Source organism: Spirosoma arcticum, from assembly GCF_054779955.1.
Genome location: NZ_BAAGXG010000010.1, coordinates 1 through 24,483 on the forward strand (window position 1 = coordinate 1; position 24,483 = coordinate 24,483).

Genomic DNA, 24,483 nt, shown 5'->3' on the forward strand with positions numbered 1-24,483 from the left:
AGCTGGCTAAGTTTGGGATAACGGGCGAAGATTTGGGTCTTTTTACTAACTTAAGGATGGCTTGATAATGAGCAAGTTAGAAAGCATGCGTACATCCTTCAGGGGGTGTAAAGGTGCAAGCGTCTCGTGTTCAGTCAAGTAACTCGCTCACCATCAGCCCCCTGGGGCGTTGGGTGGAAATACAATAAGTGCTTGCGGGGCGGGTTACCTGCGACAGGTTGCAGGCTGCAGAAGTCAGGTTTAGCCTCGTTCGGCAGCTTCCGTGCGACAGTTGGAACGCCCCGGTTTGGCAGGTTTGGTTTGCGGGGCAGCGTCCCGGCGACAAGGCGCACGTCTCGACAGTCGGGCTTGGGCAAAAGCTGTCTGTAGCGAGCCAAATTAATGCCCCAGTTGTTGTAATATTGTGTTGTACACTCCAAGACAATGAAAACACTAACTGTCAACGATAAGGATTACGCTAAAGCGATAAAGCTGTTGATTGAAAACGGCATTCAAACCGAGCCAGAAACCGAAGTCAACATTCCACTCCTACGTAAGAGTGATGCCAAATCTGGCGAGACTCCAGCCGCTTTCGGTGGTATTTGGACTGCTGATGAATGCACAATGGTATCAATCCGGGTGAAAGCATGGCCAAAAAGAAGATAGTCTTATGCGATTCTAACGTATTGTTTGACTACTTCCGAGGTGTACCAGTAATGGTTCAGGAATTGGATGAACTTGGGTTTGACCGTCTGTATATAAGCGTGATTTCGGAAGCGGAAATGTACGTGGGTATGAAACGTAGCGAAAAACGCAAGACGGTCGAAACCATCAATAAGTTTAACGTGATTGGTTTAGACGCTGAAATCTCGCGTCGGTTACTCAATCTGACCTGGGAGCATTACGCGAAACGACCGGGCACTGCCGATATGATTATCGCAGCAACCGCCTTGACGTATCCGGTCGAACTGTTCACCTTCAACAAGAAGGATTTCGATTTTGTGGAAGGCATCACCTTTTACCGGCCTAAGTACAAACATCAATACGGCCCTGAATCTGCGTAAATCGGCTCACTGGCGACAGGATGCAGGCCGCGAGGTCAAGCCGAAAGCCTAACCGGCCATGTGTGTAAAGGCTCCCTACGGTCGCCATCACCACATGGGGTCGTTGGGTGGCCCGTCCAAGTCATTTTTTCATTTCCGGGTTCCTGGCGATAATGTAAACGCCCCGCCCAGATGACCATTGCGCATCGAGCTACAACCAGTTGAGCACTCAGCAGTATCCCTAGGTTGTTAGAAAAAGGGCGCCCGCTTTGGTAATTCGTGATCATCAACGTGAATTTCAGACCTCATGTTTAAGCGGCTGGCGGATACCTGCCCGGATTTATCGGCTGACGGATGAAGTAAAACCCGCTTTTGATGCTCTTTACTGGCTACTGCAAACAGCTACTGTATAACAATGCCCCTTCGCTCACAAGATTGGTTTGGCCGCACCGGAAAAGACGGCTTCATATACCGCGCCTGGATGAAAAACCAGGGCTTTCCACATCATGAATTCGAGGGGAAGCCCGTCATCGGCATCTGCAACACGTGGTCGGAGCTAACGCCCTGCAACGCTCACTTCCGCGAACTGGCCGAAGCCATTAAGCGGGGCGTGTGGGAAGCGGGCGGCTTTCCGCTGGAATTTCCGGTGATGTCGCTTGGAGAATGTCAGATTAAACCCACGGCCATGCTGTTTCGGAACTTAGCCAGTATGGACGTCGAAGAAAGCATCCGGGGCAACTCCATTGACGGTGTCATTCTGATGTGCGGTTGCGACAAAACAACGCCGTCGCTCGTGATGGGTGCGTGCAGCGTCGATATCCCTACGCTGGTTGTGTCGGGCGGGCCGATGCTGGCCGGACGGTTTCAGGGCCGCAAAATTGGCACGTCGGATTTGTGGCGCTTCGCCGAAGATTATAAAATGGGGTTGATGTCGCAGGCCGAGTTTGTGGCTGCCGAAGCCAGTATGGCCCGCAGCCAGGGTCACTGTGCCGTCATGGGTACCGCCAGTACAATGGCCGCGATGGTTGAGTCGCTGGGGTTAAGCCTGCCGGACAACGCCACGATCCCGGCAGCCGATTCGCGCCGGAAAGTGCTGGCTCACATGACCGGCGTCCGGGCGGTTGAACTGGTGCGGGAGAACGAAACGTCCGGCCGGGGGAAACCATCGGATATTCTGACCCGACAAGCCTTCGAGAACGCGATTATCATCAACGCAGCCTTGGGCGGCTCTACCAACTTTATTCTGCACCTGACGGCCATTGCGGGCCGGGTTGGCGTGAACTTATCATTAGACGATTTCGACCGGATTTCCGCCAATATTCCGCTATTAGCCAACCTACAGCCGTCTGGTGAGCATTTCGTCGAAGATTTATTCTACGCCGGTGGCCTGCCCGCCGTTATCAACGAACTGCGACCCTATCTGCATAACGATGTTCTAACGGTCAACGGCCACACCATCGGCGACAACTGCGCCAACGCACCCATCTATGATTCGGCCGTGATCGCTACGTTGGATAAGCCAGTCAAACCGGAGTCGGGCGTAGCGGTGCTGCGGGGTAATCTCTGCCCAAACGGGGCGGTTCTCAAGCCCTCGGCCGCGTCGCCCGCTTTGCTGCAGCACACAGGCCGGGCGGTGGTGTTTGAGAACATCGACGATTACAAAGCCCGTGTCGACGACCCCAACCTCGATGTGGACCCGACTTGTGTTTTAGTGCTTAAGAATGTTGGGCCGAGGGGGTATCCGGGAATGCCCGAAGTGGGTAACATGCAGCTACCCGCCAAAATTCTGGCGCAGGGCGTTCACGACATGGTTCGCATTTCGGACGGGCGCATGAGCGGCACCGGCTTCGGCACGGTGGTGTTGCACGTATCGCCCGAAGCGGCCGTGGGGGGCAACCTCGCGCTGGTGCAGAACGGCGACCTCATTACGCTCGACGTGAAAAACCGCAGCCTGCACCTGCACGTATCGGACGAGGAACTGGCGGGGCGGCTTGTGCATTTCAAGCCACTCGATCTGGGCTACGAACGGGGCTACGTCAACTTATACATCCGGCATGTGACGCAGGCCCATGAAGGGGCCGATTTCGACTTTCTGCGGGGCGGGTCGGGCAGCGAGGTCAAGCGGGATTCGCATTAAAAAGAATCGTAAATTAGTGTCCCAACGCTAAAGCGGTGGGCTGATAATCGCCTGCTCCAGCTATTAGCTCACCCAGCTATCAGTCCACCGCTTTAGCGTTGGGAACGCGTCGAAAATTGATACACGGTGGTGCTCTGGTACGTCTCGCCGGGTCGCAGTGTCGTGGTTGGGAAACTGGGCTGGTTGGGCGAATCGGGAAAGTGCTGCGTTTCGAGGCATACCCCAAACCGACGGGTGTACGCAACCCCTTGATTGCCGCGCTGTTTACCGTTTAGATGGTTGCCCGTGTAGAGCTGCACGGCCGGTTCGGTGGTGTACATGGTTAGCAGTCGGCCACTCGTCGGTTCATACAGCGTAGCCCCTACCTTGAGCGTTTTTACCGGATCGGAAAACACCCAGCAGTGGTCGTAGCCCGCGCCGTAGCGCATCTGAACATCGGTGGTGTCGTTGATGCGGGCACCGATGGCGGTTGGTTTGGTAAAGTCGAAAGGCGTTCCGGCTACCGGTTTCAACTCACCCGTTGGAATCTGGCCTTTGTCGGTGGGCAGAAATTTGTCCGCCCGAATCACCAGCTCGTGGTTCAGCACGTCGCGTTTCATCCCGCTCAGGTTGAAATAAGCGTGGTTCGTCAGGTTCACGACGGTGGGTTTGTCGGTGGTAGCCCGGTAGTCGATCCGCAGGGCGTTGTCCTTTCGCAGGGTATACGTAACGGTCACCGCCAGCGTACCGGGATACCCTTCTTCGCCATCGGGTGAGGTATACCGCAGGATGAGCGCGGGTTCGTCGCCGTCGACTGGGGTCGCTTCCCACAGTTTCGTGTTGAAACCCACACGACCGCCGTGAATGTGATTTTTGCCACTGTTGGTCGCCAACGTATAGGTCTGACCGTCGAGGTTGAACCGGGCGTTGCCAATGCGGTTGCCGAAGCGGCCAATGATGGGTCCTAAACTGGACGCCCCTTTCAGGTAATCGGCAAACGTGGGCAGGCCAAGTGTGATATTTTCCTGCCTGCCCGCCTTATCGGGTGCGGTCAACGAGACGATAAAACCGCCATAGTTGGTGATCTGAGCGGTCATGCCGGCCGCATTGCGGAGCGTGAACAACTGCGCCACGCGCCCATCCGGGAAGGTGCCAAACACCGCCTGTTCGATACCTGGCTTGCCGGAGGATTGAAGAGCGGTCAATACACCGCTTATTAGTAGTAGAAGGGTCGTCGTTTTCATAAAAGATAGAACACGGATTGCCCGGATTATACTGATCGAACACGGAGTAAACGAGCTCTTTATTCGTGTCAAATCAGTATAATCCGGGCGATCTGTGTTCTTTCCCTGCGTTGAAATTGGCACGACAACAGTAATTGACAAACCAGACCCGCTTTTTAAGTATATCAAAATCAGAATCCCTACTCTATATGCATCTCTTCAATATAAACCGCCGTCAGTTCATTCAGGGCACTTCGGCCTCGCTGGCCCTCTCTACACTGGGAGCAACGGGCATGGACTTGGGTTTCATCAATCAGGCCAAGACCTACCGCGTCGCATTGATTGGCACCGGCTGGTATGGTAAGAGCGATTTGTTCCGGCTTATTCAGGTCGCACCGGTTGAGGTTGTGGCGCTTTGCGACGTCGATAAAAACATGCTCGATGCCGCCGGTAAGCTCGTGAGCCAGCGTCAGAAGTCGGGGAAAGTGCCCAAACTCTATGGCAATTACCAGAAAATGCTGGCCGAGAATCAGTTAGACATTGTTCTGATCGGTACGCCCGACCACTGGCACGCCCTGCAAACTATTGATGCCATCAAGGCTGGAGCGCACGTGTACGTGCAAAAACCAATCAGCGTAGACGTGATGGAAGGCGAAGCCATGGTAGCCGCTGCCCGCAAGTATAACCGCGTGGTGCAGGTGGGCACCCAACGCAAAAGTACTCCCCACCTGATCGAGGCCAAAAAGAACATTGTCGATGCGGGGCTGCTGGGCAAGGTGTCGCACGTGGAAATGTGCTGTTACCTCCACATGCGGGCCAACGGCAACCCCCCCGTCGAACCCGTACCGGCGTTTCTCGACTACGAGACGTGGACCGGACCAGCCCCGCTGCGGCCCTACGACGGCCTGCCGCACATTCGCTGGTGGCGCACCTTCAACGAGTACGGCAACGGCATCATGGGCGATATGTGCATCCACATGTTCGACACCGTCCGCTGGATGCTGAAACTCGGCTGGCCTAAACGCATCACGTCCAGCGGGGGCATTTATGTGCAGAAAGAAGGGAAGTCAAACATTGCCGATACGCAGTCGGCCGTGTTTGAATACGACGGTCTCAACTGCGTCTGGCAGCACCGGACCTGGGGTACACCCGCCGTTCCGGACTATCCTTGGTCGTTTACGCTCTACGGCGACAAAGGCACCCTGCGGGCCAGCACCATGCAGTACGATTTCATAGCAGACGGCAAGGATGGGCAAAAGATTCACAAAGACGTGGTATACGAAAAAGAGAAGTACCCCGAAGATCTTAAGGAAGAACGCATTGAACTGAACGCAGCCCCGGCCACCCGCCTGCACATGCTTGACTTCGTGAAGGCTATTGAAACCGGTGGCCGACCGGTGGCCGACATTGAGGAGGGCCACATCTCGACGGCCAGTTGCATCCTGGCCAACGTATCTATGCAAACGGGACGTCCGATTGTATATGACCCGCAGAAGCGGCAGATTGTAGGCGACCGCGAAGCCAACGGGCTGCTTGAACGGCCCTATCGCAAGCCTTACGTGCATCCCAATCCGGGCCGGGTTTAACAAGATGAGTTAGTGTTTTAGTGTGTGGGTGTGTATGTCATCCCGACCGGTCCGCCGGTGCGGCAGGAGGGATGACATACACACCCACACACTAAAACACTCATTTCTACTGCGGGGCCACTCCCTAAATTACTTAATCACCTGAACCCATATGCTGTTGTTCCCCCAGTTTGGTTTGTTTATAGCCACCTTATTCAGCGTTTCGATGAGCGGTTTTGCGCAGCAGAACGAGAGTCCGTCAGGCGACTCGCTTCGGGTGGTGCAGCCCGGTGCCACCGTGCGTCAGGTGTTTAATCAGTTCACGTTTACCGAAGGACCGGCCGTAGACAAGGCGGGAAACATTTATTTTACCGATCAGCCCAACGATAAAATCTGGAAATTCGATACTGATGGGAAACTGTCGCTATTTATGGATAAAACCGGTCGTTCCAATGGGCTGTATTTCGACAAGAGGGGTAACCTGATTGCCTGCGCCGACCAGAATAACGAATTGTGGTCCATCAGCCCGGCCAAGAAAGTTACGGTGTTGCTCAAGGACTACGAAGGAAAGCGGCTCAACGGCCCGAATGATCTTTGGATTGATCCGAAAGGCGGTATCTACTTCACCGATCCGTATTACCAGCGCGACTACTGGACCCGTAAAACCGCCGACCTCGACGGACAAAAAGTGTATTACCTGCCGAATGGCAAAGCCGAACCCGTACTCGTCGATGGCGATTTGGTGCAGCCCAACGGCATCGTCGGATCGCCCGATGGTAAGGTTCTTTACGTAGCCGACATCCGGGCCAATAAAACCTACAAATACCAGATCAGCGCGGACGGCAGCCTGACCAACCGTCAACTGCACGTGCCGCAGGGGTCCGACGGCATGACACTCGACAGCCAGGGAAACCTATACCTGACGGGCCGGGGCGTCACGGTGTATGATTCGGCCGGGAAAAAATTAGGTACCATTCCGGTGCCGTCCAAATGGGTAGGTAACGTGTGTTTCGGGGGCAAAGCCCGCCGGACGCTCTTCATCACCGCGTCCGAGTCCGTGTATACTCTGCCGATGCAGGTAGCAGGCACCGAATAAAGAACTGAACTGGATTAAGATCCTGTCAATACCGCCTGCTGTCTGTTCGTAGCTCATTTCGCGGCTCCAACGCCGTTCGGTCTAAATGAATTTCACTAACCTCACCGCCCTCATCACCGGTGCCGGAACCGGCATTGGCTTCGCCATCGCGCAGGCCCTCGTTGGGCAGGGAGCCAATGTGCTCCTCAATGATTTCGATGAGGAATTAGCCCAAAAAGCTGCGGAACAGATCAATCAGGCCGACGATTCACGGCGACCCGGCCGGTGCGTTGCCTACCCCGGTGATGCTTCCGACGTGGTCTTCATTCAGCAAATGGTCGATACGGCGGTTGGAACGTTTGGATTGGTTGACATCGCCATTGCCAACGCGGGCATCACTATTTTCGGTGATATTTTCACGACGACGCCCGACGCGTTTGAGAAAATTATGAACCTCAATTTGCGGGGTAGCTTCTTTCTGGCGCAGGCGGCAGCTCGGCAAATGCGCGAACAAAAAACGGGTGGCAGTATTCTGTTCATGTCGTCGGTAGTGGGGCATTTGGGGCATCCGGGCCTGCCAGTCTACAGCATGACCAAAGCCGGACTGGAGATGCTGGCGAAGCAGTTAGTCATCGACTTCTCGCCCCTCGGCATCACTGTCAACGCCATCGCCCCCGGCGCCACCCTCACCGAACGTACGCTGGACGATCCGACCTACATTCCGACCTGGTCGCGCATTACGCCGATGGGCCGCCCGGCTACGGTCGACGACATTGCCAACGCGGCTCTGTTTCTGGTCTCGCCCGCGTCGCGCCACATCACCGGTCAGAGTTTGGTGGTCGATGGCGGCTGGACGAGCGTGGGTGTACCGCCTGTTTAGTGAAAAGTGCGTAAAAACACCTTGCTTATCAAGTAGTTGATGGCTTGTTTGTCGGACTGCTAACCGCGTATTTTGGTGTCCGTCTTCATTCAGAACACGATGCGACAAATTACCTTGCTGATGCTTTTAGGGGGCTTTGCTCATTTGGGACAGGCGCAGGAGTTTCCGAAAGCGTTCTCACTACCCATTGAACTGGGGCAGGGCTTCAATCAACCGGTGGGTCAGTCACCGCTCTACCTGGTGACGCTTCAGGCCGTACCGCAGTTCACGCCCATTCCGGGTCGGCTGCGGCTGGGGGCGGTGCTGGGCGGCTTTTATCCGGGTGGGCGGGTTGGTGGACTGGCCGGTCCCCGCCTGACGATCAAGCTGCTGGATGGTCCTCCCATTCTGTCCGCTACTTCCTTCAACGTACATCTGCTGGGTGAATTTCTGTGGGCAACGGCCCCCGGCAGCGGTCGACAACTGCTGGGCGGAGGCATCGGGTTGGGAAGCTCCGACCTGCTAACCGTCTCGCTCAAACTGCACCGCGACCTGATGCAACCGGCAACGTGGTTTCAATTCAGTTTGAGCTACAATCCGGCAAAACGTAAAAATCCACCGCTTTAAGCAAGTCAATCATGGCAAAAATAGCCTTAGTTATTAGCGGGGGCGGTTCAAAAGGCGCGTTTGCGGTGGGTGCCCTGTCCTATATTCACCAAAACGTTCGGCCCATCGACCAGTTCGACATTTACTGCGGCACCAGCACCGGGGCGCTCATTGTCCCCTTAGCAGCAATCGGCGAACTGGCCCTGCTCGAACAGATTTACACCACCACCCGGCAAGCTGACGTGCTCAAACTGGGTGGTATTGCGAACCTGTTGACCAGTGTGTCGCTGCACGACGCGACGCCGTTGAAACAACAAATCGAACGAAACCTGACCGACGCCCGCTACAATCGACTCATTGCATCGGGGAAACCCGTCATGCTCGCTACGATCTGCCTGCAAACCGAACACCTCGTACACTTTGCAACGCAGGCAGTAGCGACCAATGTGGCCTATGATGTGGAGCGAATCCGCAGCGCATCTGACTTGCGCCGGGCCATGCTGGCTTCGTCCTGCCAGCCGGTATTTATGCAGCCCGTGGAGTGGCGACCCGGCGCGGTCCCGGTGCGGCAGTACGTCGATGGTGGGATTCGGGAGTTGACGCCCCTGCAAGCCGCCATTGACAACGGAGCGCAGACGATCATTGCCATTACCAACAGCCCTGATCAAATTCCCGCCGATGATCGGTTGATTACGAAAGCAACGGCCATGCTTGAGCGAACCATCGATCTGTTTTCCGAAGACGTGAGTGATAATGACTACCGATTGGCGAATCTGTACCGGCAAACGAATGTGTATCTGGCGCGGGTACAGGCTCAACTCCTGGCGCGGGGCGTTGCGCAGGCGACCATCGACCAGGCGTTTGAGCAAACGGGTAATCCCGTAGCGGGTTTGTCCATCGCCAGCATCATTGCCATCCGCCCCCAAACTAAACTGACCGAAGGAGGACCCGGCGGACTAACGTTCGATCCGGCGGCTATGAAAGGTATGTTCCAGAAGGGTGCGCAACGCGCGAAAGCCGTGTTCGACGCGCTGCCCCAGCCGCCAATCCCCATTGTCTGAGCAGAATTACGTCCAGTAATCGTACTGCATATACCGCGCCGTTTCGTCAGCAATGTCCTTGCCGAGCAACCGCCCGACGACGTAGAGCGACATGTCGATACCGGCCGAAATACCCGCTGAGGTAATAATTTTGCCGTTGTCGACGTAGCGTTCGGCTGGGCGCAGTTCCGTGTTGGGCGCTGCCTGCCGCATCCCGTCGACGGCCGAGTAGTGCGTTGTTGCCGCCAGCCCATCGAGCAAACCCGCTTTTCCGAGCAGAAACGAACCTGTGCAAACCGACAGCACCAACTCGGCCTGCTCAGCCGTGCGCCGAATCCAGTTGATTACGGCCGGGTTGTCCATCTCCCGGCGCGAACCGAACGGCGTACCGTCGGTATGATGACCACCCCCGCCCGGCACAATAATGATGTCGGCCTTGGGATGATCGTTGAGCAGGTACGTTGGGTTGATGCTTAAGCCATTGCGGGCATAAACCGGCCCACGTTCAGCAACCGTAAACACTTGGAATGGCTTGGGATCGGCCTTACGGTCCGCGACGCCGAACACTTCAAACGGCCCGGCAAAATCGAGCACTTCAATTTCATTAAAAAGCAGAATAGCAACGGTGCGCATTTTAAAGAGCGAAAGAGTAAGTGAGTGAAAGAGCGAATGCGTAGGGGAAGCTACTCGCTCATTCACTCCGCTTCGGCGGTCCGATTTCGCTCATTCACTCTTTCACTTTTCCCCATCGTAATCAGCACGACGCCCGCGACGATAACGGCCGCGCCAATGAGTGACTGCGAGGTGATAGCTTCGCCCGCAAAAGCGGCTCCCAGCAGCATGGCCACCACTGGGTTTACGTAAGCATAGGTCGAAGCCAGCGCAGGGGGGGCGTTGCGGGCCAGCCAAGAAAAGGTCGAAAAGCCGATGATGGAGCCAAACACAATTAAATAAGCCAACGAGTAGAGGGCTTTGGTTGGGGCCAGCGCAATGCTTAGCACCGATACCGGCTCCGTTAGTAGTGCCGCTATGAGCAGCATACCGCCCCCCGTCAGCATCTGCATCCCGCTCGACAGTGCGGCCGACGCCGGAATGTTAACGCGGGGTGTCAGCAACGTGCCAAAAGCCCAGCCAATATTCGCGATGATGGTCAGTCCAAAACCGATTAGCAGGGCGTCGGGACCACCGGGAAGCGTAATTTTACCCGGCTGGAACAGGACAAAAATGCCGATTAATCCCACCGCTGAACCAATTAAGGCGAGTGGCTTGGGGCGGGTACGGGCAAAAAATAGATAGTCGAACGACAGAACAAATACCGGCAACATCGCCACCAGCAAAGCCGTTAGTCCAGTGGGCAGGTAATGAATGGCCGTAGCTACGGCCCCGTTGGCAATCGTTAAAAACAACAAACCCAGCAAGCCTGTTGCCCGCCAGTTGCCAATACTTGGGCGGGGAGCACCCGTCAGCCGGGCGTAACTGTAAAGTAGCGTACCAGCCACCAAAAACCGAATGCCGGCCATGTAGAGGGGCGGCATTCGCTCAGTCATGAAATGCACAAATAGGTAGGTCGATCCCCATAAAATGTAGACGGTAACCAAGGCAACCCAGAGCGTAGTGCGATTAGTTGTGGCGGGGGCAGCGGGTGTAGAAACTTGCATAGAGTGGCGGTCCGACGGTTCGGTGGTTCGGCAATCCGGCGGTCCGATCACCGATTCAGTAACAGCCGCAAGTTGAGTTTTTCTTCCCGACGTACCCGTATTTTTTGCACTTTATGTGTTTAGTTATGAAAAATCTAAGCAGAATTTAATTTGGTTAGTAAAATACCTCGGTCTGGTTAGCCTCTAATTGCCGGATGATGGGCGCGTATGGCCCGGCTTTGGCATCGTCGCGGGTGAGCGGGTTCGACCGCAGATACAGTTTTTTCAAGCCTTTTACCGTACCGAGCGACGCGGGCAATTCCTGTAAATTATTGTTATTCAGGTCGAGTTCTTCCAGCGCGGGCAGCGACGCCAGCACCGCCGGGGCCACCGTGAACCAGTTGTAGCCAATATCCAGCACCCGCAGATTTTTCAACTTTGTGAACGCATCGGGTAACTGACTAATGCGGTTGTGGTGCGCATAAAGCGTTTGCAATCGGCGCAACTTCGCCAGCGACGCAGGTAACTGGCTCAAGTCATTGTGCGCGACGGCCAACTGCTCCAGCCGTTTCATCCGGCCCACCTGCCGGGGCAATGTCTTAAGCTTGTTGTAATACAAATCCAGCACCTTCACGCGTTTCAGTCGCCCAATAGTTTTGGGTAAAGTCGTCAGTCCGGCATTATACAGGTTGAGGTCGGTTAACTGGCGCATCCGACGGAGCGTTTTCGTGTCGAGATTAGTCAGGTTGTTGTTGCCGAGCCACAAACTTTCGAGTCGGCGGTTGTGGCGGATCGACGATGGGACGCACGTTAGTTTGTTGCTCTGTAAATTTAAGGCCAGCAGGTGCTTGTTGGGCGTGATGAAGACGCTATCGTTCGGGATGGCGTTGCCAAGTACACTGAGCCGTTTGAGCGTCGGAATGTCGGACGTCAGGCGGGCGGGTAATTCATTGAGGGTGTTTTTTGATAAATCCAGTTCCTCCAGATTCGGAAACGCGTAGACGATGTCCGGCACGTTTCTGAGGTCAAGCTGGTTAAACGCCAGTTTCGTTACCGTATCGGGCCGGGTCGTTTTCCGGGCGGCTTCCAGGGTGCTAATCAGACCCGGTCCGCGACGGACCGTGCGGGGCGGCACGTACGTTTTGCCGAACATCATTCCCGACATCATGCGAAAGGGGACGGTTCCACTGGCCGGATAAGGCGTAGTCGAATAAAAGTCGGTTAGCACGGTTACTACGTTCGCCAGTACTGAATCAGGATGAGGCCGGTCTGTGTCAATCAGCACGAACTGCGCTTTGCCATCAGGTTGGTAATACTCATAAACAAAGACGCTGAAACCCATCCGGGGGACGTCCGTCCGCTTTTTCATGAACGCATCGAATTGTTTCCAGTGCGCCTGCATTGCTTGGTGAGCACCTTGCGGTTTCGCCCGAAACAAATTAGTCAGCGGTGAATAGTCTTTGTCTAATCTGGTCTGGCTAACCTGATAACGCGCAGTATCCCGCAGTAACATCACTTTCACCTGCGCCCAACCCGGCTGCGCAATCATCATCAGTAACACCAATAACAAAGACTTTTTCATGGCTGAACGTAGGTTTTAGGTACATAACGAATTTTGTAGTTAATAAGCGTAAAAAACAACCAGAATTTTAAGGAGATTAAAACGATTCTTAGGATGGTGCCAATGCTCTGACGCAGCACCAATCCTGAAAATCATTTCAATCTCCTTAAAATTCTGGTTAATCTTTCTTCCCGCCACCGACCGACGACGCGGGCTGGGGCGGAACGGGTTTCTTCTCCGACAGTTTCTTAGCCGCTTTTTCAAAATCACCCGCCTTCACAATCGTCAGCTTCGAATAGTCGATGTATTTTTTCACGGCCGCGTTGACCTGTTCGGGCGTCAGGCTCTCGATCCGCTTTTCATACTCGGCATCGTAGGCAAAAGTTCGTCCGTCAGCTTTGGTCAGGTACTGCGCCCACTTGCGGGTCAGGATGCCGTCCTGTGACCGCTCCACCTGGTTGTTCTGCAACACGGCGGTTTTGGCGGCCTTCAATTCTTCGGGCGTGATGCCGTCTTTGGCCATCTTCTCGATTTCTTCGCGATACGCTTTTTCCAGCCGCTCCGAGTTTTCGGGGTTGTAAATGGCATACGAGCCGAAATTGGCCACTTTATCGTTGTCGTCGGCGTAGACGTACGAGCCAACGCCGTAGCTGACGCCTTCTTTCTGCCGGATACGGGTTGCTAAGCGCGAGTTCAGGAACCCGTCGCCCAGGATGTAGTTGGCCATGAACAGGGCCGGGTATTCCGGGTCATCGTCGCGCATCGGGAACTTCAGCCCCGTTACAAACATGGCGTTGGTTTTGTCGTTGGTCTGCACAGACTCGGTTTTAGGCTTTAGATCGGCGAAGAGCTGCGTCGGCACCCGCACGAACGGTTTGGCCGATTTCCAGTTACCCAGATCGTTCTTGAGCGTGGCCCGGATCACCGGCTCATCAAACGCCCCAACCACCGACACCACGCCGTTCTGTGCCCCGTAATACTCTTTATAAAATTGCTTTACGTCGTTGATGGTCAGCTTCTTAATCGCGTCGATCTCCTCATCAAACGTCATCGTGTACCAGACGTGACCCTTGGGATAGGGGTTCATGGTCCGCTGAGCTACGTTGAAGGCAATGGCCTGCGGTTCCTGCTTCTGCGACTCAATCTGGGCCAGCCGCTCTTCTTTCAGCTTGTTGAATTCAGCTTCGGGAAAGGCCGGGTTGCGCAGGCAATCCATCGCAATTTTGAGCACGGCGGGCAGGTTCTCCTTCGCCGTTTCGATGCCGACAATGGTGCTCTGACCACTTGGGTACACGTAAGCGCGGGCTTTCAGCTTGTCTAATTCGTCTTTAATCTGCTGGTAGGAACGCGTTTTGCTGCCGCGTTCGAGCATCGACGCCGTCATGCTGGCTACCGTCATTTTATTCATCAGGCTGCTTTCGTCGCCCATGCGCAGTTGAATCTGCATGTTCACCGAGTTGCCCCGTGTGCTTTTGGGCAGCAGGGCATACTTCAGGCCATTGGCTTCCTGACCGCGCTTGGTGCGGGCGTCGATGTTGGCGGGCGATGCGTCGAAGGCTTCCCCGGCCGCTACCATCTGCTCGCCTTTGTAATCCTTCACCAGCGACATCACGTCGGGCGCGTCGGGAATATCGGCGCGGTCGGGTTTCTGATCGGGAATGAACAGGCCAACGGTGCGGTTACTTGGTTTCAGGTACGCCTTCGCCACCCGCGCCACGTCGGCGGGCGTCACCTTGCGCACGTTGTCCCGGTAGAGGAATACCAAGCGCCAGTCGCCAGCGGCCATGTACTCGCTGAGTTGCAGGCCTAAGCGATCCACCTGCTTGAACATCAGGTCGATGTTGCTCAGGATTTTGGTTTTGGCCCGTTCGACTTCTTCGGCCGTTGGTGCCTTTTGGGCCGCTTCGTCCAGCGTGTTCATCATCACCGTCCGGGCCGAGTCCAGCGAACTTTCTTTGCGAACTTCGGCGTAGAAATAGGCGAAGCCGGGGTCGTGGAGGGCGGGGGTCCATCCGTACTGAAAAGCCGCTTTCTTGTTCTCTACTAGAGCCTTATAAAGCCTGCCGCCGGGTTCGTTGGTCATCACGTCCATCAGCACGTCCAGCACGGGGTAGTCAGCGTGCGTCCCTGCGGGGGTGTGGTAGGCCGCTGCCACACCCTGCGTATCGCCCACGCGTTTGAGCGTCACCTGCCGCTCGCCGTCCTGCGTTGGCTCCACGGTGTAGGGTTGTTTGAGCACCCGCGTCGGCCGGGGAATTGGGCTGAACAGTTCATGGACCATCGCCAGCGTTTTGGCTTCGTCGAACTTCCCCGCCACTAATAGAATGGCGTTGTCGGGCTGGTAGTATTTCTGGTAAAATGCTTTGAGGTTGTCGATGGGCACCCGTTCGATGTCTTCGCGGGAGCCGATAGTCGATTTTCCGTAGTTGTGCCACAGGTAGGCTGCCGACAGCACCCGCTCCATCAGCACGTACTGGGGTGAGTTTTCGCCCATCTCGAACTCGTTGCGCACCACGGTAAACTCGGTTTCGAGGTCTTCTTTCTTGATAAACGAATTCACCATCCGGTCACTTTCGAGGTCGAGCGCCCACCGTATATTTTCGTCCGTTGCCGAAAACGTCTCGAAATAATTGGTTCGGTCGAGCCAGGTGGTGCCGTTGGGCCAGGAGCCGTGCGCCGTTAGTTCCTGCGGAATGTTCGTGTGCTTAGTGGAGCCTTTGAACACCATGTGCTCCAGCAGGTGGGCCATGCCCGTTTCGCCGAGTCCCTCGTGCCGCGACCCCACCATGTAGGTCATGTTAACAGTGATGGTCGCCTTCGACGGATCGGGGAAGAGCAGGACCCGCAGGCCGTTTTTGAGGTTGTACTCGGTGATGCCTTCCACCGATGTGACGCGGGTGACGCCATCGGGTAATTTGGCCTGGGCCGAAGCGATGGTCTGGCTGCCGACGGCCAGCGAAACGGTCAGTAGCACCGCTCGCAGTTGTTTATAAACTGAATGCATACACGTAGGAGGATAACGGTTAGATACCAGTAAAACTACACCTATAGTCGGGATCAACCCAATTGTAAATAGACTTTTTGGGTTTTTTAACAGTCGGGCGATACCCGTACGGATTGATCAGTTACAAGGCGCAGCGGGCAGGGTAACGGTAAACGTTGTACCGACGTTCTCTTTACTTTGCACCCGCACAGTACCCCCGTGGAGTTCTACAGATTGTTTGATAATGAAAAGGCCCAGGCCGGTTCCCTGAACGGCAACCGCATTGCCCGCCCGGAAAAACGTCTCAAATAAGTGCGGCAAATCCTTCTCCGGGATCCCGATGCCGTGGTCAATGACCGATAAGACAAGAGATGCCTCATTAAAGTCGACGTGTAAAGCAGGATTTGTACTGGAAAATTTGAAGGCATTCGACAGTAAGTTTATCAATACCTGAGCAATCAGTTTTTCGTCTAAGCGCACAGAACGTGGCGTTCCCGTTGTTGACAGATCAACCGAGCGCTGGTCGGGGCGCGACTGAAAATAAGTTGATACCACCTCGTGTGCGATTGTCAGCGGATTCACCGGTTCGGGCGAAAAGAGTTGCTTGCCCGCGCTCATCTTTTCGATGGCGAGTATATCGTCCAGCAGACTGACAAACTTGCCAATTTCTTTTTCAACGACTGTCAGGTGTTTTTGAATTTGAAGTTTACCCCGCTCCGGTGGCAGGTCAATGTACATACCCACCAGATTAACACTCGATTGAATCGTTGCCAGCGGGGTTCTGAATTCATGCGATGCCGTCGACACAAACTGTGATTTCATTTTATTGAGTACCTGCTCCTGATGAAGGCGTTCCGTTCGTTCTTCAAGGACTCGCTCCAGCGCCCATTTCTGCGATCTGAGCACACTGGTACGTGCCTCATAAAATGCATAGGCAGAGCCGATAACTAAACTAACCAGCAGCAATTTAAACCACCATGTGTGCCAAAAGGGAGGTAACACGTTGATTTGAATAGACGTGCCTGTCTCGTTCCACAGACCATCATTGTTCGATGCTTTCACCCGGAATGTGTATGTGCCGGGGTCTAAATTCGTATAGGTAGCACTGCGCTTGTTGCCAACATAATTCCAGTTGTCATCGAATCCCTGCAACATATAAGCATACTGATTTTTTTCGGGAAAGGTGTAATTCAGCGCAGCAAACTCAACGGAAAAAACATTTTGGTCGTGTTTGAGAGAAAGGGCACTCGTCTCACTAATATGCTTCGTTAAAATAGAATCAGCGTCGCCTGTCTGAATTGATTTATTGAACACCTGAAAATCTGTAATATGAACCGGCGGCACATACGTATTATTCAGCATCCGTTCGGGATAGACGGTATTGAATCCGCTGGAGCCGCCAAATAGCAGCATTCCATCGGCGGCTCTGAACACGGACCCCACTTTAAATTCATTTCCCTGCAAGCCATCTAAAAGGCCATAATTGCGAATCATTTTAGTGCGCGGGTTGTAGTTACTGATTCCTTTGTTGGTGCTCATCCAAAGGTTCCCGCTTAAGTCATAAATTAATGCATTGATAACATTATTGGGAAGGCCTTCCTTTTCGGTAATTACCGAAACCTGTTTGGTTTTCTTGTTTAATAAACACAGGCCACCGGTCGTACCAATCCACAATTTATTAACGCCAGCTCCTAAAACACAGTTGATCGTATTGCTGCCAATTGTGCGGCTGTTTTCAGGATTGTGGGTATAGTGTACAAAGCGGTACGTTGTGCGGTCGAGCATGTCAAGGCCATTCTCCGTACCCAACCAAATGTCCCGGTCGTCGTCTTCGTAGATAGCGTTCAAGTGGTTGTCACACAATGTGTTGGGGTCGTTGTTATCGTGCAGAAACCGGGTGGCCTGCTTAGAGCGCCTATCATAAAAATACAAGCCCCGCGCCCAGGTGCCAACCCAAAGATTGGTTTCCCTGTCGCTGCATAAAACATTCACGCTTGCCGTCGGCAGATCATTGGTATTTCCTTCGAGGGGCACGTAGTGCGTGAAAGACATCTTTTTTGTGTTAAATAAATCAAACCCTTTTCGGTGATACCCTAATGCCAGTAAATTTTCTCCTGAATTTACAATGGTAATCAGGTAATCGGAGCCGGGACTGTTGCTGACCGAAGGCCGATTTTTGTAAGTCGAAAACCTACTCGTTTTCGGATTGAACAGATTCAAACCACCGCCATCGGTACCAATCCAGATGTTTCCGTCATCGTCTCCTTTTATTGATAAGACGATGTTATTACTGAGGCTATTTTCGTTGAGCATATTCCGGTATAGCCTGAATTTTTTACCAAACTTTGGTACATAATTTACGCCACCCGAATAGGTGCCTGCCCAAATATTTCCGATGTTGTCTTTGTATAAAGAGTAGATAGAATTACTATTTAAACTATTTGGATTAGCTGGATCAGTCACAACTGTAGTAAATTCATTACGCTTAGTGTCATATATGCTGATGCCGCCGTTTTCGGTTCCTACCCAAAGGTTATTTTGATTGTCTTCAGTCAGGCAAAAAATATCATTGTGTCCCAGGCTGGCTGGTATTTTCGTATTGTGTAAAAAATTCGTGAATGAATTCGTGACCGGATTGTATCTGGCGATACCACCACCCAATGTGCCGATCCATAACGTTTGGTTTTGATCTATGTACACGGCTCTAACCCAGTTAGATGCAATACTTCCAGCGTCTTTAGGATTGTGAAAAAAGTGGCTGAAGTTCCCCGACTTCGGATTGAATCGATTTAACCCATTCTGCGTACCGACCCAAAGAATGCCCGCTTTATCTTCCGTAATTTTCAAGACAACGTCATTGCTTAACGTTGTACTGGTTTTCTTAGATCTATACGAACTGAATGTGTTAGTTTTTACATCTACCAAATACAAACCGGAAGCCGTTCCCAGCCAGATTCTCTGTTTACTGTCCTGAAATATATCGTAAATAATAAGTTGAAAAGGCGTTAATGAATAGTGTGAGAAACTGTTTGTGCTGCGATTGAACAGGTCCAGACCGGCGCTGGTTGCCACCCAAATTGTTCCCTGATTATCTTCGAGGATATCATTGATTATATTATTTCTAAGACTCGTCTGATCGTTAGGATAGTGTTTGTAAATCGAAAATTCGTACCCATCGTATTTATTCAGTCCTTCGTTGGTTCCGAACCACATAAATCCTTTGCTGTCTTTTAGTATGCTCAGGACAGTGCTTTGCGAGAGTCCTTCGTTGGTGGTCAGGTGGGTGAAATCAGGCTTCTGCCCTTGTGCAAACCCCGTTCCTGCGCACAAAGAAAGGACGCCCATAATCAGCACTGCTAAACGTTTCATGAATCAGGTGATCTGGTGAAAGCTAAGGTAGGAGTTGAGCAACAGCAACGCAATGTACGGGTGTTTGCCAGATACAGCGAAATTAGTTAACGATTTGTTTTCTTACGAGTATAAGCGTTGTTTTATAACTATACGATTAATTGTAAATCTGTCATTAATGTGAAAAAGAATTCGATTACGGTATAGGTTTAAAAGCGATAAGCAGATTATGTCAAAACGAATTCAGTATTTGAAAGAATTGAAATTAAGGGCGTATAATCAGACGGCAATGACGGGCGTACCTCAGCCTTCAAACCACTGCCGGAATTGAGCCGCCTTCTCTTTGCTGACCATTAACTCTACCCGGTCGCTTGGGGGTTGGAGCAATACCTGCACTTTTCCGCTGTAATGCGACCGGTAGCCCGCAACGGCATCAAGACTGACCAGACACTGGCGGCTGGCGCGGAAAAACCGGGCGGGGTCAGATAGTTCATCCAGTTCATCCAGCGTTTTATAATCCGTCACCAATCGTTGCCCGGTAGCCGTGTGTAGGTAGATCAGTTCGTCGCGCATGAAATAGGCAACCTGTTCCTGCGGCACCGACACGATCTGACGGCCGTGGTGAGCCGTGAACCGTCGTTTGTAAGCAGGCGTAGCACTTGGGTTCGTGAACTGGGTCAGAAACGTCTGAAACTGATCGGCAAAGTCGGTGCCCGTTGGCTGCCAGCGGTGGTATTTGGTCAGAGCTGCCCGTAGTTCGTCGGGGTCAATGGGTTTGAGCAAATAGTCGATGCTATTGAGTTTGAAGGCGCGGATGGCGTACTCATCGTAGGCGGTTGTGAAGATAACTGGCACGTTCAGGTTCACCTGCCCGAAGGCGTCGAAACTTACCCCGTCGGATAGCTGGATGTCGGCAATGACCAGATCTGGCCGGTGCGTACGCAGGTACTCAACCACGGCCTGTACGCTGGTCAGCGGCCCGTCGATGGTAGCCGTCGGCTCCAGCGTATGAACCAACTTCTTGAGTTGCCGCCCAATCAACGGTTCATCTTCGATCAGGAGAATGGTCATAAAAGGGCGGTTTTTGAAAATGTGTTTAGGTGTGTGAGTGCGTTTAAGACGGGGTAACTTACGCACTCACACACCTAAACACCCAAACACTTACACACTCGATAGCAACGGCACCCGCACCCGGAAGGTGTCACCGTCCTGCTGCACGTCGACCGGGCTGGTGCTGAGGTGGCTATATAGCGTCGTTAGATTCTGCAGCCCCTGGCCGTTTGAGGTGAGTACCTGTTTCTTGCGTTGAATGGCGTTCGATACGGTCAGAAAATGGGCGTCGGCGGTAATGCACACCGTCAGGGGTTTGCTCTCACTGATGCTATTGTGCTTGATCGCGTTCTCGATCAGAATCTGAAGCGTCACGGGTACAATCTGGCGTTCCAGCGCGTCCGGGCTAATCTGGCAGGAGAGCCTGAACATGCCGTCGAAACGGGTTTGCAGTAACGAAACATAGTTTTTAATGAAGTTCAGTTCGGTTTCGAGCGACACCCGTTCACGCTCCTTATGTTGCAGCACGTAGCGATACACTCTGGATAGTTGCTGCAAAAACCGCCGGGCCAGCGCCGGGTTCTCCTCAATCAGGCTGTCCAGCGACGATAAGCTGTTGAACAGGAAATGGGGATTTAGCTGATTCGTCAGGTTATCGTACTGCACCTGGGCTTTCTCTTTTTCGAGCCGGGTTGCCCGCAGCAAATTCGCCTGCCACTGGTTGAAAAAGTGACTGGCAATGAAGCCGAGGCTCATCACCATGTTAGCCATAAATCCCCCAACCCCCAACGCCACACTATTCAGGCGGTTCATTGATTGGGACAGCTCCGGCACTACGTGGTTGATCAGAAATAGACCCACCCCAATCAGGGCGGTGATGATAATGGCCCACCCGCCCAGCAACTGAACGGCCACCCGTTTGCTCACGTCGCGTTCAAAGGGCATCCGTTGATTCAGCCACGCGTTGAACCAGTAATGAAAGGCCCACACGCCATTGAGCATTACTAATGTCAGGCCAAACAGCAGCGCCTGAAGCTGCCAGGTAATGCTGGACAGGATCCACTCCCGCCCAACAATGCCCAGCGAAGCAATGAGCAGGAAAACGGCTTCAACGCGTTTGTCGAATCGGATTTTCATGGTTGCTGATAATCTGGCCGTCGCTCATTTCGATGATGCGGTCGGTTCGGGCCGCGAAGTCGGGGTCGTGCGTGACGGTGATGATGGTTTGGCCGTTGGCAGCAAGGTCGCGAAAAATGGCGAATACATTCTCCGAGTTGGCCCGGTCCAGGTTGCCCGTCGGCTCGTCGCCCATGACGATGGTGGGGTCGTTGATGAGCGCGCGGGCAATGGCCACGCGCTGCTGCTGCCCCCCGGAGATTTTGCTGGCTGGTTTGCGGGCGTAGTCGGCCATGCCCATGAGTCGCAGTTTCTCCATCGCCCGTTCTTCCACCTGCTTTGCCGGATATTTGCCTAATTTCAGACCCGGCAACATCACGTTCTGGAGTACCGTAAACTCCGGCAACAGGAAGTGAAACTGGAACACGAAGCCGAGGTGCTCATTGCGAAAATGGGCCAAAAAGTTCTGGCTGCGGCCCGTCAGCAGCGTACCCGCCATCTCAACCTGACCGTCGTAGTCAGTGTCCATCGTCGACAGCAGGTACAACAGCGTCGATTTGCCGCAGCCCGACTTACCCACAATGGCCACAAATTCACCCGCCCGCACGTCGAACGAAATGTCGTTGAGCACCCGGAATTTGTCCGGGTCGTAGAAGTACTTATTGAGGTGCCGGGCGGAGAGAACGGGTTGCATTTGCTTGGTCGTTTGTAGTTTGTCGTTCGTGGTTAGTAGTGGGCTGACGCAAAAGACGTCCGCCGTCGTCCGGCATTCCGGTGCGGTCAGCCCACTACTAACCACGAACGACAAACTCAGTTCATCCTCTGAGTATCGAAACCGGGTCCACCTGCGCGGCTTTGCGCGACGGAAAATACCCTGCCAGTACTGTGGTAATGATGCCGAACAGCAGGCCCATCCCGTAATATTTTGGTGCGAAAATGACAGGAAAGGTTTTGATGCTCAAAAAGTCACCCGCGTCGAAGGGCGTGATCGAGAGCAGGTAGCTTAATCCGAAGCCAATCCCCAGACCCAGCAATCCGCCCGCCACGCCGATAAATACGGCCTGCAACAGGAAAATAGCGATGATGTCGCGGCCGTCGAAGCCGGTGGCTTTCAGGATGGCGATGTCCTTGATTTTGTTGATGACGGTCATGTTCATGATGTTGTAAATGCCAAATCCGGCCACGATCAGGAGTGTGATGGATACAACGTAGGTGAGCATACCCCGGATTTTTTCGCCCGCCAGAATCGCCGTGTTGGCCGTGGCCCAGTCCTCAGTGTAATAGCCGTACATAGCGCGTAATTTCAGCCCAAACGGAATGGCCTGTAAAGGATTATACATCTTGACGTGGATGTCGGTAACGTAGCTGGGGTCGCGCTGCAAAATTTCCTGCACCGTCGACAGGTTGGCGTAGCTCTTGGTATTGTCTACCGTGCCGACGCCGAAGCCAAACGTGCCGACCACCCGCAGCACGCGCGTACCGCCACCGGGGAGCGTAACGGTCACTTTGTCGCCCGTGCGGACGTTGAGTTTGCGGGCCAGTACCGCCCCCATAATTAGGCCGTCGGGATTAGTTTTTAAGGTGTTCAGGCTACCCGATTTCAGCCGGGCCGTCAGTTTGTAGAGCCGGTTTTCGCGGTCGATATCCACGCCCGAGATCGTGCCGGAGAGTTGAATGGGGCCGTTGTTGTAGAACACCTGCGTGGCAATCTGGGGCGACGTGCCCAGTACGCCCGGTTCGCGTTCGATGCGGTTGGCCATGATGAGACCGTTTTTGAGTTTGGCCGATTCGTTCTTGGGTTTCTGATGATAGACGACGTTGAAACCGCCCGGATGCTGCTCATCAATCAGGCTGGGCCGTTGCGTGTTCACTTCGTTATACATTCGGATGTGCGGACTGGCATCGAGTGCCGAATCTTCAAGAAACTGGTTGACACCCTGCATGAACGAGATCATCGTAATGAACATAGCAATACCGAACGTGACGCCGAGCATGGCGACGAGCGTCTGGCGTTTCTTGGCCAGCAAATGCGTCCGGGCAATCTGAGCAGCGATCTTGATATCCATTTTTTTAACACAGAGAAACGGAAGAAATTACGGAGGACACGGAGAAATGAAGGAATAAAGAGTAAACTCTGTGTCCTCCATGATTTCCTCCGTTTCTCTGTGTTTACATCTCACTCTTCAATCAGCACAATTGATTTCTCGTTTAACCCGCCTTTCACCTCGACCAGATCGAAGTTTTCGGCCCCTTTCCTGAACTTCACTTTCTGTTTTTTGCCGTCCTGCTCGATCCACACGCTGTCGCTGCCGACGACGTATGATTTGGGAAGTGTCAGCACGCGCCGGTTCTGGCTGATGATAATGTTGGCTTCCACCGTCAGGCCATAGTACGACGCAGGACTTTCGCCCACAAACTCCGCATCGACCCGAAACGACTGGTCTGTGCGGTTTAGTTTAGGATACGTCTTTTTGACGCGTGCCCTAAAGGTTTTGTCGGGATACAGGTCGGTTTTGATGACAACATCCTGCCCCTTGCGAATCCGGCCGAAGTCGCTTTCGTCGACGGCCAACTGCGCATACAACTGGTTTCCGCTGCCCACCAGTGCCAACTGATCGCCCGGCCGTACCACCTCGCCGGGGTCTTTGTACACCTCGTACACTTTCCCATCCACGAAACTACGGATGCGGGTGTTGCGGCCCGCCACTTCCGAAACCACCAACTGGCTGCGGTTGGCAGAGACATCAAGCCGAATTTGATCGCGGCTGCGCTGGAGCGTGTTCTGCTGAGCGCGGAAATTGTTGCGGGCGAGGGTGTAGTTTAATTCGGCCCGTTCCAGTTCGGCGCGGGACGTTGCGTTTTGGCCGTATAATTCACGAAACCGGTTGTAGTTGATCGAGTCGTTACTGAGCCGGGTTCGGGCGTTGCGGACCTGCGCTTCCAACTCAGCCAGTACCGGTGAACTGGCTCCTAAGTTAGCCCGCGACTGCCGGTACGCGTTGGCTGCCGCCTGCCGACGGGCGTCTTCGGTGGCGCTTTCGAGTACGAACAGGAGTTGATTCCGGCGGATGGAGTCTCCCTCGTTGACTAAACGCTGTTGCAGCACCCCGTTGGCATCGGCCGTGACGGTGTACTCGTTGCGTGGATAAACGTTACCCGACGCGTACACCGCTTCGGTCAGTTCCTGGTACGTGGGCGAGATACCGTCGCTGCCCCGCTTGCAGGCCACCGTGAGTATCACAAGAAGAAAAAGTAGGGAATGTTTCATTTTTATCGTTTTTC

General features: G+C 53.8%; 19 protein-coding genes. 8 read left to right on the forward strand and 11 right to left on the reverse strand.

The features are described 5' to 3' along the window. Window positions 1-423 precede the first annotated feature (423 nt). The 3 genes from ACYVHB_RS21725 (at window position 424) to ACYVHB_RS21735 (ending at window position 3,159) form a co-directional block, all read left to right on the forward strand. Window positions 424-645, forward strand: a complete 222-nt coding sequence (locus ACYVHB_RS21725) for a hypothetical protein (protein WP_461053901.1) — start codon at window positions 424-426, stop codon at window positions 643-645. Then, window positions 627-1,043 carry a PIN domain-containing protein gene (locus ACYVHB_RS21730; RefSeq protein ID WP_461053902.1) on the forward strand — a complete coding sequence of 139 codons (417 nt, stop codon included), beginning with the start codon at window positions 627-629 and terminating at the stop codon, window positions 1,041-1,043. Before ACYVHB_RS21725 ends, ACYVHB_RS21730 begins: the two co-directional genes overlap by 19 nt. Window positions 1,044-1,437: 394 nt before the next feature. Continuing rightward, the gene (locus tag ACYVHB_RS21735; RefSeq protein ID WP_461053903.1) at window positions 1,438-3,159 is read left to right on the forward strand and encodes an IlvD/Edd family dehydratase; all 1,722 of its coding nucleotides are present in this window, start codon (window positions 1,438-1,440) and stop codon (window positions 3,157-3,159) included. Between the two features lie 92 nt (window positions 3,160-3,251). Here ACYVHB_RS21735 and ACYVHB_RS21740 read toward each other — a convergent pair whose 3' ends face one another. Next, window positions 3,252-4,382 (reverse strand): aldose epimerase family protein, encoded by a 1,131-nt coding sequence (locus ACYVHB_RS21740; protein ID WP_461053904.1) that lies wholly within the window; start codon window positions 4,380-4,382, stop codon window positions 3,252-3,254. Window positions 4,383-4,570: 188 nt separating this feature from the next. On the opposite strand from ACYVHB_RS21740, the gene ACYVHB_RS21745 reads away from it, so the two are divergent. The 5 genes from ACYVHB_RS21745 (at window position 4,571) to ACYVHB_RS21765 (ending at window position 9,527) form a co-directional block, all read left to right on the forward strand. After that, entirely contained in the window at window positions 4,571-5,947 is a 1,377-nt protein-coding gene (locus tag ACYVHB_RS21745; RefSeq protein WP_461053905.1) for a Gfo/Idh/MocA family protein, read from the forward strand. A gap of 205 nt (window positions 5,948-6,152) precedes the next feature. Continuing rightward, on the forward strand, window positions 6,153-7,022 hold the full coding sequence (locus tag ACYVHB_RS21750; protein WP_461054080.1) for an SMP-30/gluconolactonase/LRE family protein: 870 nt from the start codon (window positions 6,153-6,155) through the stop codon (window positions 7,020-7,022). A gap of 85 nt (window positions 7,023-7,107) precedes the next feature. Then, entirely contained in the window at window positions 7,108-7,881 is a 774-nt protein-coding gene (locus ACYVHB_RS21755; protein WP_461053906.1) for an SDR family NAD(P)-dependent oxidoreductase, read from the forward strand. 99 nt (window positions 7,882-7,980) lie between these two features. After that, on the forward strand, window positions 7,981-8,487 hold the full coding sequence (locus ACYVHB_RS21760; protein ID WP_461053907.1) for a hypothetical protein: 507 nt from the start codon (window positions 7,981-7,983) through the stop codon (window positions 8,485-8,487). An 11-nt stretch (window positions 8,488-8,498) separates the two neighbouring features. Further along, window positions 8,499-9,527: a patatin-like phospholipase family protein gene (locus tag ACYVHB_RS21765; RefSeq protein ID WP_461053908.1), complete on the forward strand. Its 1,029-nt coding sequence runs from the start codon at window positions 8,499-8,501 to the stop codon at window positions 9,525-9,527. A gap of 6 nt (window positions 9,528-9,533) precedes the next feature. Here ACYVHB_RS21765 and ACYVHB_RS21770 read toward each other — a convergent pair whose 3' ends face one another. The 10 genes from ACYVHB_RS21770 to ACYVHB_RS21815 all read right to left on the reverse strand — a co-directional run bounded on the left by ACYVHB_RS21770 (window position 9,534) and on the right by ACYVHB_RS21815 (window position 24,469). Next, on the reverse strand, window positions 9,534-10,139 hold the full coding sequence (locus ACYVHB_RS21770; RefSeq protein ID WP_461053909.1) for a DJ-1/PfpI family protein: 606 nt from the start codon (window positions 10,137-10,139) through the stop codon (window positions 9,534-9,536). Between the two features lie 62 nt (window positions 10,140-10,201). Further along, a complete protein-coding gene (locus ACYVHB_RS21775) occupies window positions 10,202-11,164 on the reverse strand; it encodes an EamA family transporter (RefSeq protein ID WP_461053910.1) in 963 nt (320 codons plus the stop codon). A 154-nt stretch (window positions 11,165-11,318) separates the two neighbouring features. Continuing rightward, on the reverse strand, window positions 11,319-12,725 hold the full coding sequence (locus ACYVHB_RS21780; protein WP_461053911.1) for a leucine-rich repeat domain-containing protein: 1,407 nt from the start codon (window positions 12,723-12,725) through the stop codon (window positions 11,319-11,321). Window positions 12,726-12,882: 157 nt separating this feature from the next. Next, entirely contained in the window at window positions 12,883-15,708 is a 2,826-nt protein-coding gene (locus ACYVHB_RS21785) for a M16 family metallopeptidase (protein ID WP_461053912.1), read from the reverse strand. 117 nt (window positions 15,709-15,825) lie between these two features. Beyond that, complete coding sequence (locus ACYVHB_RS21790; RefSeq protein ID WP_461053913.1) at window positions 15,826-19,056, reverse strand: ligand-binding sensor domain-containing protein; 3,231 nt, start codon at window positions 19,054-19,056, stop codon at window positions 15,826-15,828. A 282-nt stretch (window positions 19,057-19,338) separates the two neighbouring features. Then, on the reverse strand, window positions 19,339-20,106 hold the full coding sequence (locus tag ACYVHB_RS21795; RefSeq protein WP_461053914.1) for a LytR/AlgR family response regulator transcription factor: 768 nt from the start codon (window positions 20,104-20,106) through the stop codon (window positions 19,339-19,341). Window positions 20,107-20,196: 90 nt separating this feature from the next. Continuing rightward, the gene (locus ACYVHB_RS21800) at window positions 20,197-21,222 is read right to left on the reverse strand and encodes a sensor histidine kinase (RefSeq protein WP_461053915.1); all 1,026 of its coding nucleotides are present in this window, start codon (window positions 21,220-21,222) and stop codon (window positions 20,197-20,199) included. Beyond that, complete coding sequence (locus ACYVHB_RS21805) at window positions 21,194-21,895, reverse strand: ABC transporter ATP-binding protein (protein ID WP_461053916.1); 702 nt, start codon at window positions 21,893-21,895, stop codon at window positions 21,194-21,196. The genes ACYVHB_RS21800 and ACYVHB_RS21805 overlap by 29 nt, the downstream gene beginning before the upstream one ends. A gap of 121 nt (window positions 21,896-22,016) precedes the next feature. Next, on the reverse strand, window positions 22,017-23,267 hold the full coding sequence (locus ACYVHB_RS21810; RefSeq protein WP_461053917.1) for an ABC transporter permease: 1,251 nt from the start codon (window positions 23,265-23,267) through the stop codon (window positions 22,017-22,019). Window positions 23,268-23,377: 110 nt separating this feature from the next. Then, the gene (locus tag ACYVHB_RS21815; RefSeq protein WP_461053918.1) at window positions 23,378-24,469 is read right to left on the reverse strand and encodes an efflux RND transporter periplasmic adaptor subunit; all 1,092 of its coding nucleotides are present in this window, start codon (window positions 24,467-24,469) and stop codon (window positions 23,378-23,380) included. Window positions 24,470-24,483: the final 14 nt, after the last annotated feature.

Excerpts from the sequence above, each read along its gene's own strand:
- ACYVHB_RS21765 (WP_461053908.1), top strand. The coding sequence starts at position 8,499 with ATGGCAAAAATAGCCTTAGTTATTAGCGGGGGCGGTTCAAAAGGCGCG.
- ACYVHB_RS21725 (WP_461053901.1), top strand. The coding sequence starts at position 424 with ATGAAAACACTAACTGTCAACGATAAGGATTACGCTAAAGCGATAAAG.
- ACYVHB_RS21740 (WP_461053904.1), bottom strand. The coding sequence starts at position 4,382 with ATGAAAACGACGACCCTTCTACTACTAATAAGCGGTGTATTGACCGCT.
- ACYVHB_RS21800 (WP_461053915.1), bottom strand. The coding sequence starts at position 21,222 with ATGAAAATCCGATTCGACAAACGCGTTGAAGCCGTTTTCCTGCTCATT.
- ACYVHB_RS21745 (WP_461053905.1), top strand. The coding sequence starts at position 4,571 with ATGCATCTCTTCAATATAAACCGCCGTCAGTTCATTCAGGGCACTTCG.
- ACYVHB_RS21795 (WP_461053914.1), bottom strand. The coding sequence starts at position 20,106 with ATGACCATTCTCCTGATCGAAGATGAACCGTTGATTGGGCGGCAACTC.
- ACYVHB_RS21780 (WP_461053911.1), bottom strand. The coding sequence starts at position 12,725 with ATGAAAAAGTCTTTGTTATTGGTGTTACTGATGATGATTGCGCAGCCG.
- ACYVHB_RS21785 (WP_461053912.1), bottom strand. The coding sequence starts at position 15,708 with ATGCATTCAGTTTATAAACAACTGCGAGCGGTGCTACTGACCGTTTCG.
- ACYVHB_RS21750 (WP_461054080.1), top strand. The coding sequence starts at position 6,153 with ATGAGCGGTTTTGCGCAGCAGAACGAGAGTCCGTCAGGCGACTCGCTT.
- ACYVHB_RS21730 (WP_461053902.1), top strand. The coding sequence starts at position 627 with ATGGCCAAAAAGAAGATAGTCTTATGCGATTCTAACGTATTGTTTGAC.
- ACYVHB_RS21805 (WP_461053916.1), bottom strand. The coding sequence starts at position 21,895 with ATGCAACCCGTTCTCTCCGCCCGGCACCTCAATAAGTACTTCTACGAC.
- ACYVHB_RS21770 (WP_461053909.1), bottom strand. The coding sequence starts at position 10,139 with ATGCGCACCGTTGCTATTCTGCTTTTTAATGAAATTGAAGTGCTCGAT.
- ACYVHB_RS21815 (WP_461053918.1), bottom strand. The coding sequence starts at position 24,469 with ATGAAACATTCCCTACTTTTTCTTCTTGTGATACTCACGGTGGCCTGC.
- ACYVHB_RS21755 (WP_461053906.1), top strand. The coding sequence starts at position 7,108 with ATGAATTTCACTAACCTCACCGCCCTCATCACCGGTGCCGGAACCGGC.
- ACYVHB_RS21735 (WP_461053903.1), top strand. The coding sequence starts at position 1,438 with ATGCCCCTTCGCTCACAAGATTGGTTTGGCCGCACCGGAAAAGACGGC.
- ACYVHB_RS21760 (WP_461053907.1), top strand. The coding sequence starts at position 7,981 with ATGCGACAAATTACCTTGCTGATGCTTTTAGGGGGCTTTGCTCATTTG.
- ACYVHB_RS21790 (WP_461053913.1), bottom strand. The coding sequence starts at position 19,056 with ATGAAACGTTTAGCAGTGCTGATTATGGGCGTCCTTTCTTTGTGCGCA.
- ACYVHB_RS21775 (WP_461053910.1), bottom strand. The coding sequence starts at position 11,164 with ATGCAAGTTTCTACACCCGCTGCCCCCGCCACAACTAATCGCACTACG.
- ACYVHB_RS21810 (WP_461053917.1), bottom strand. The coding sequence starts at position 23,267 with ATGGATATCAAGATCGCTGCTCAGATTGCCCGGACGCATTTGCTGGCC.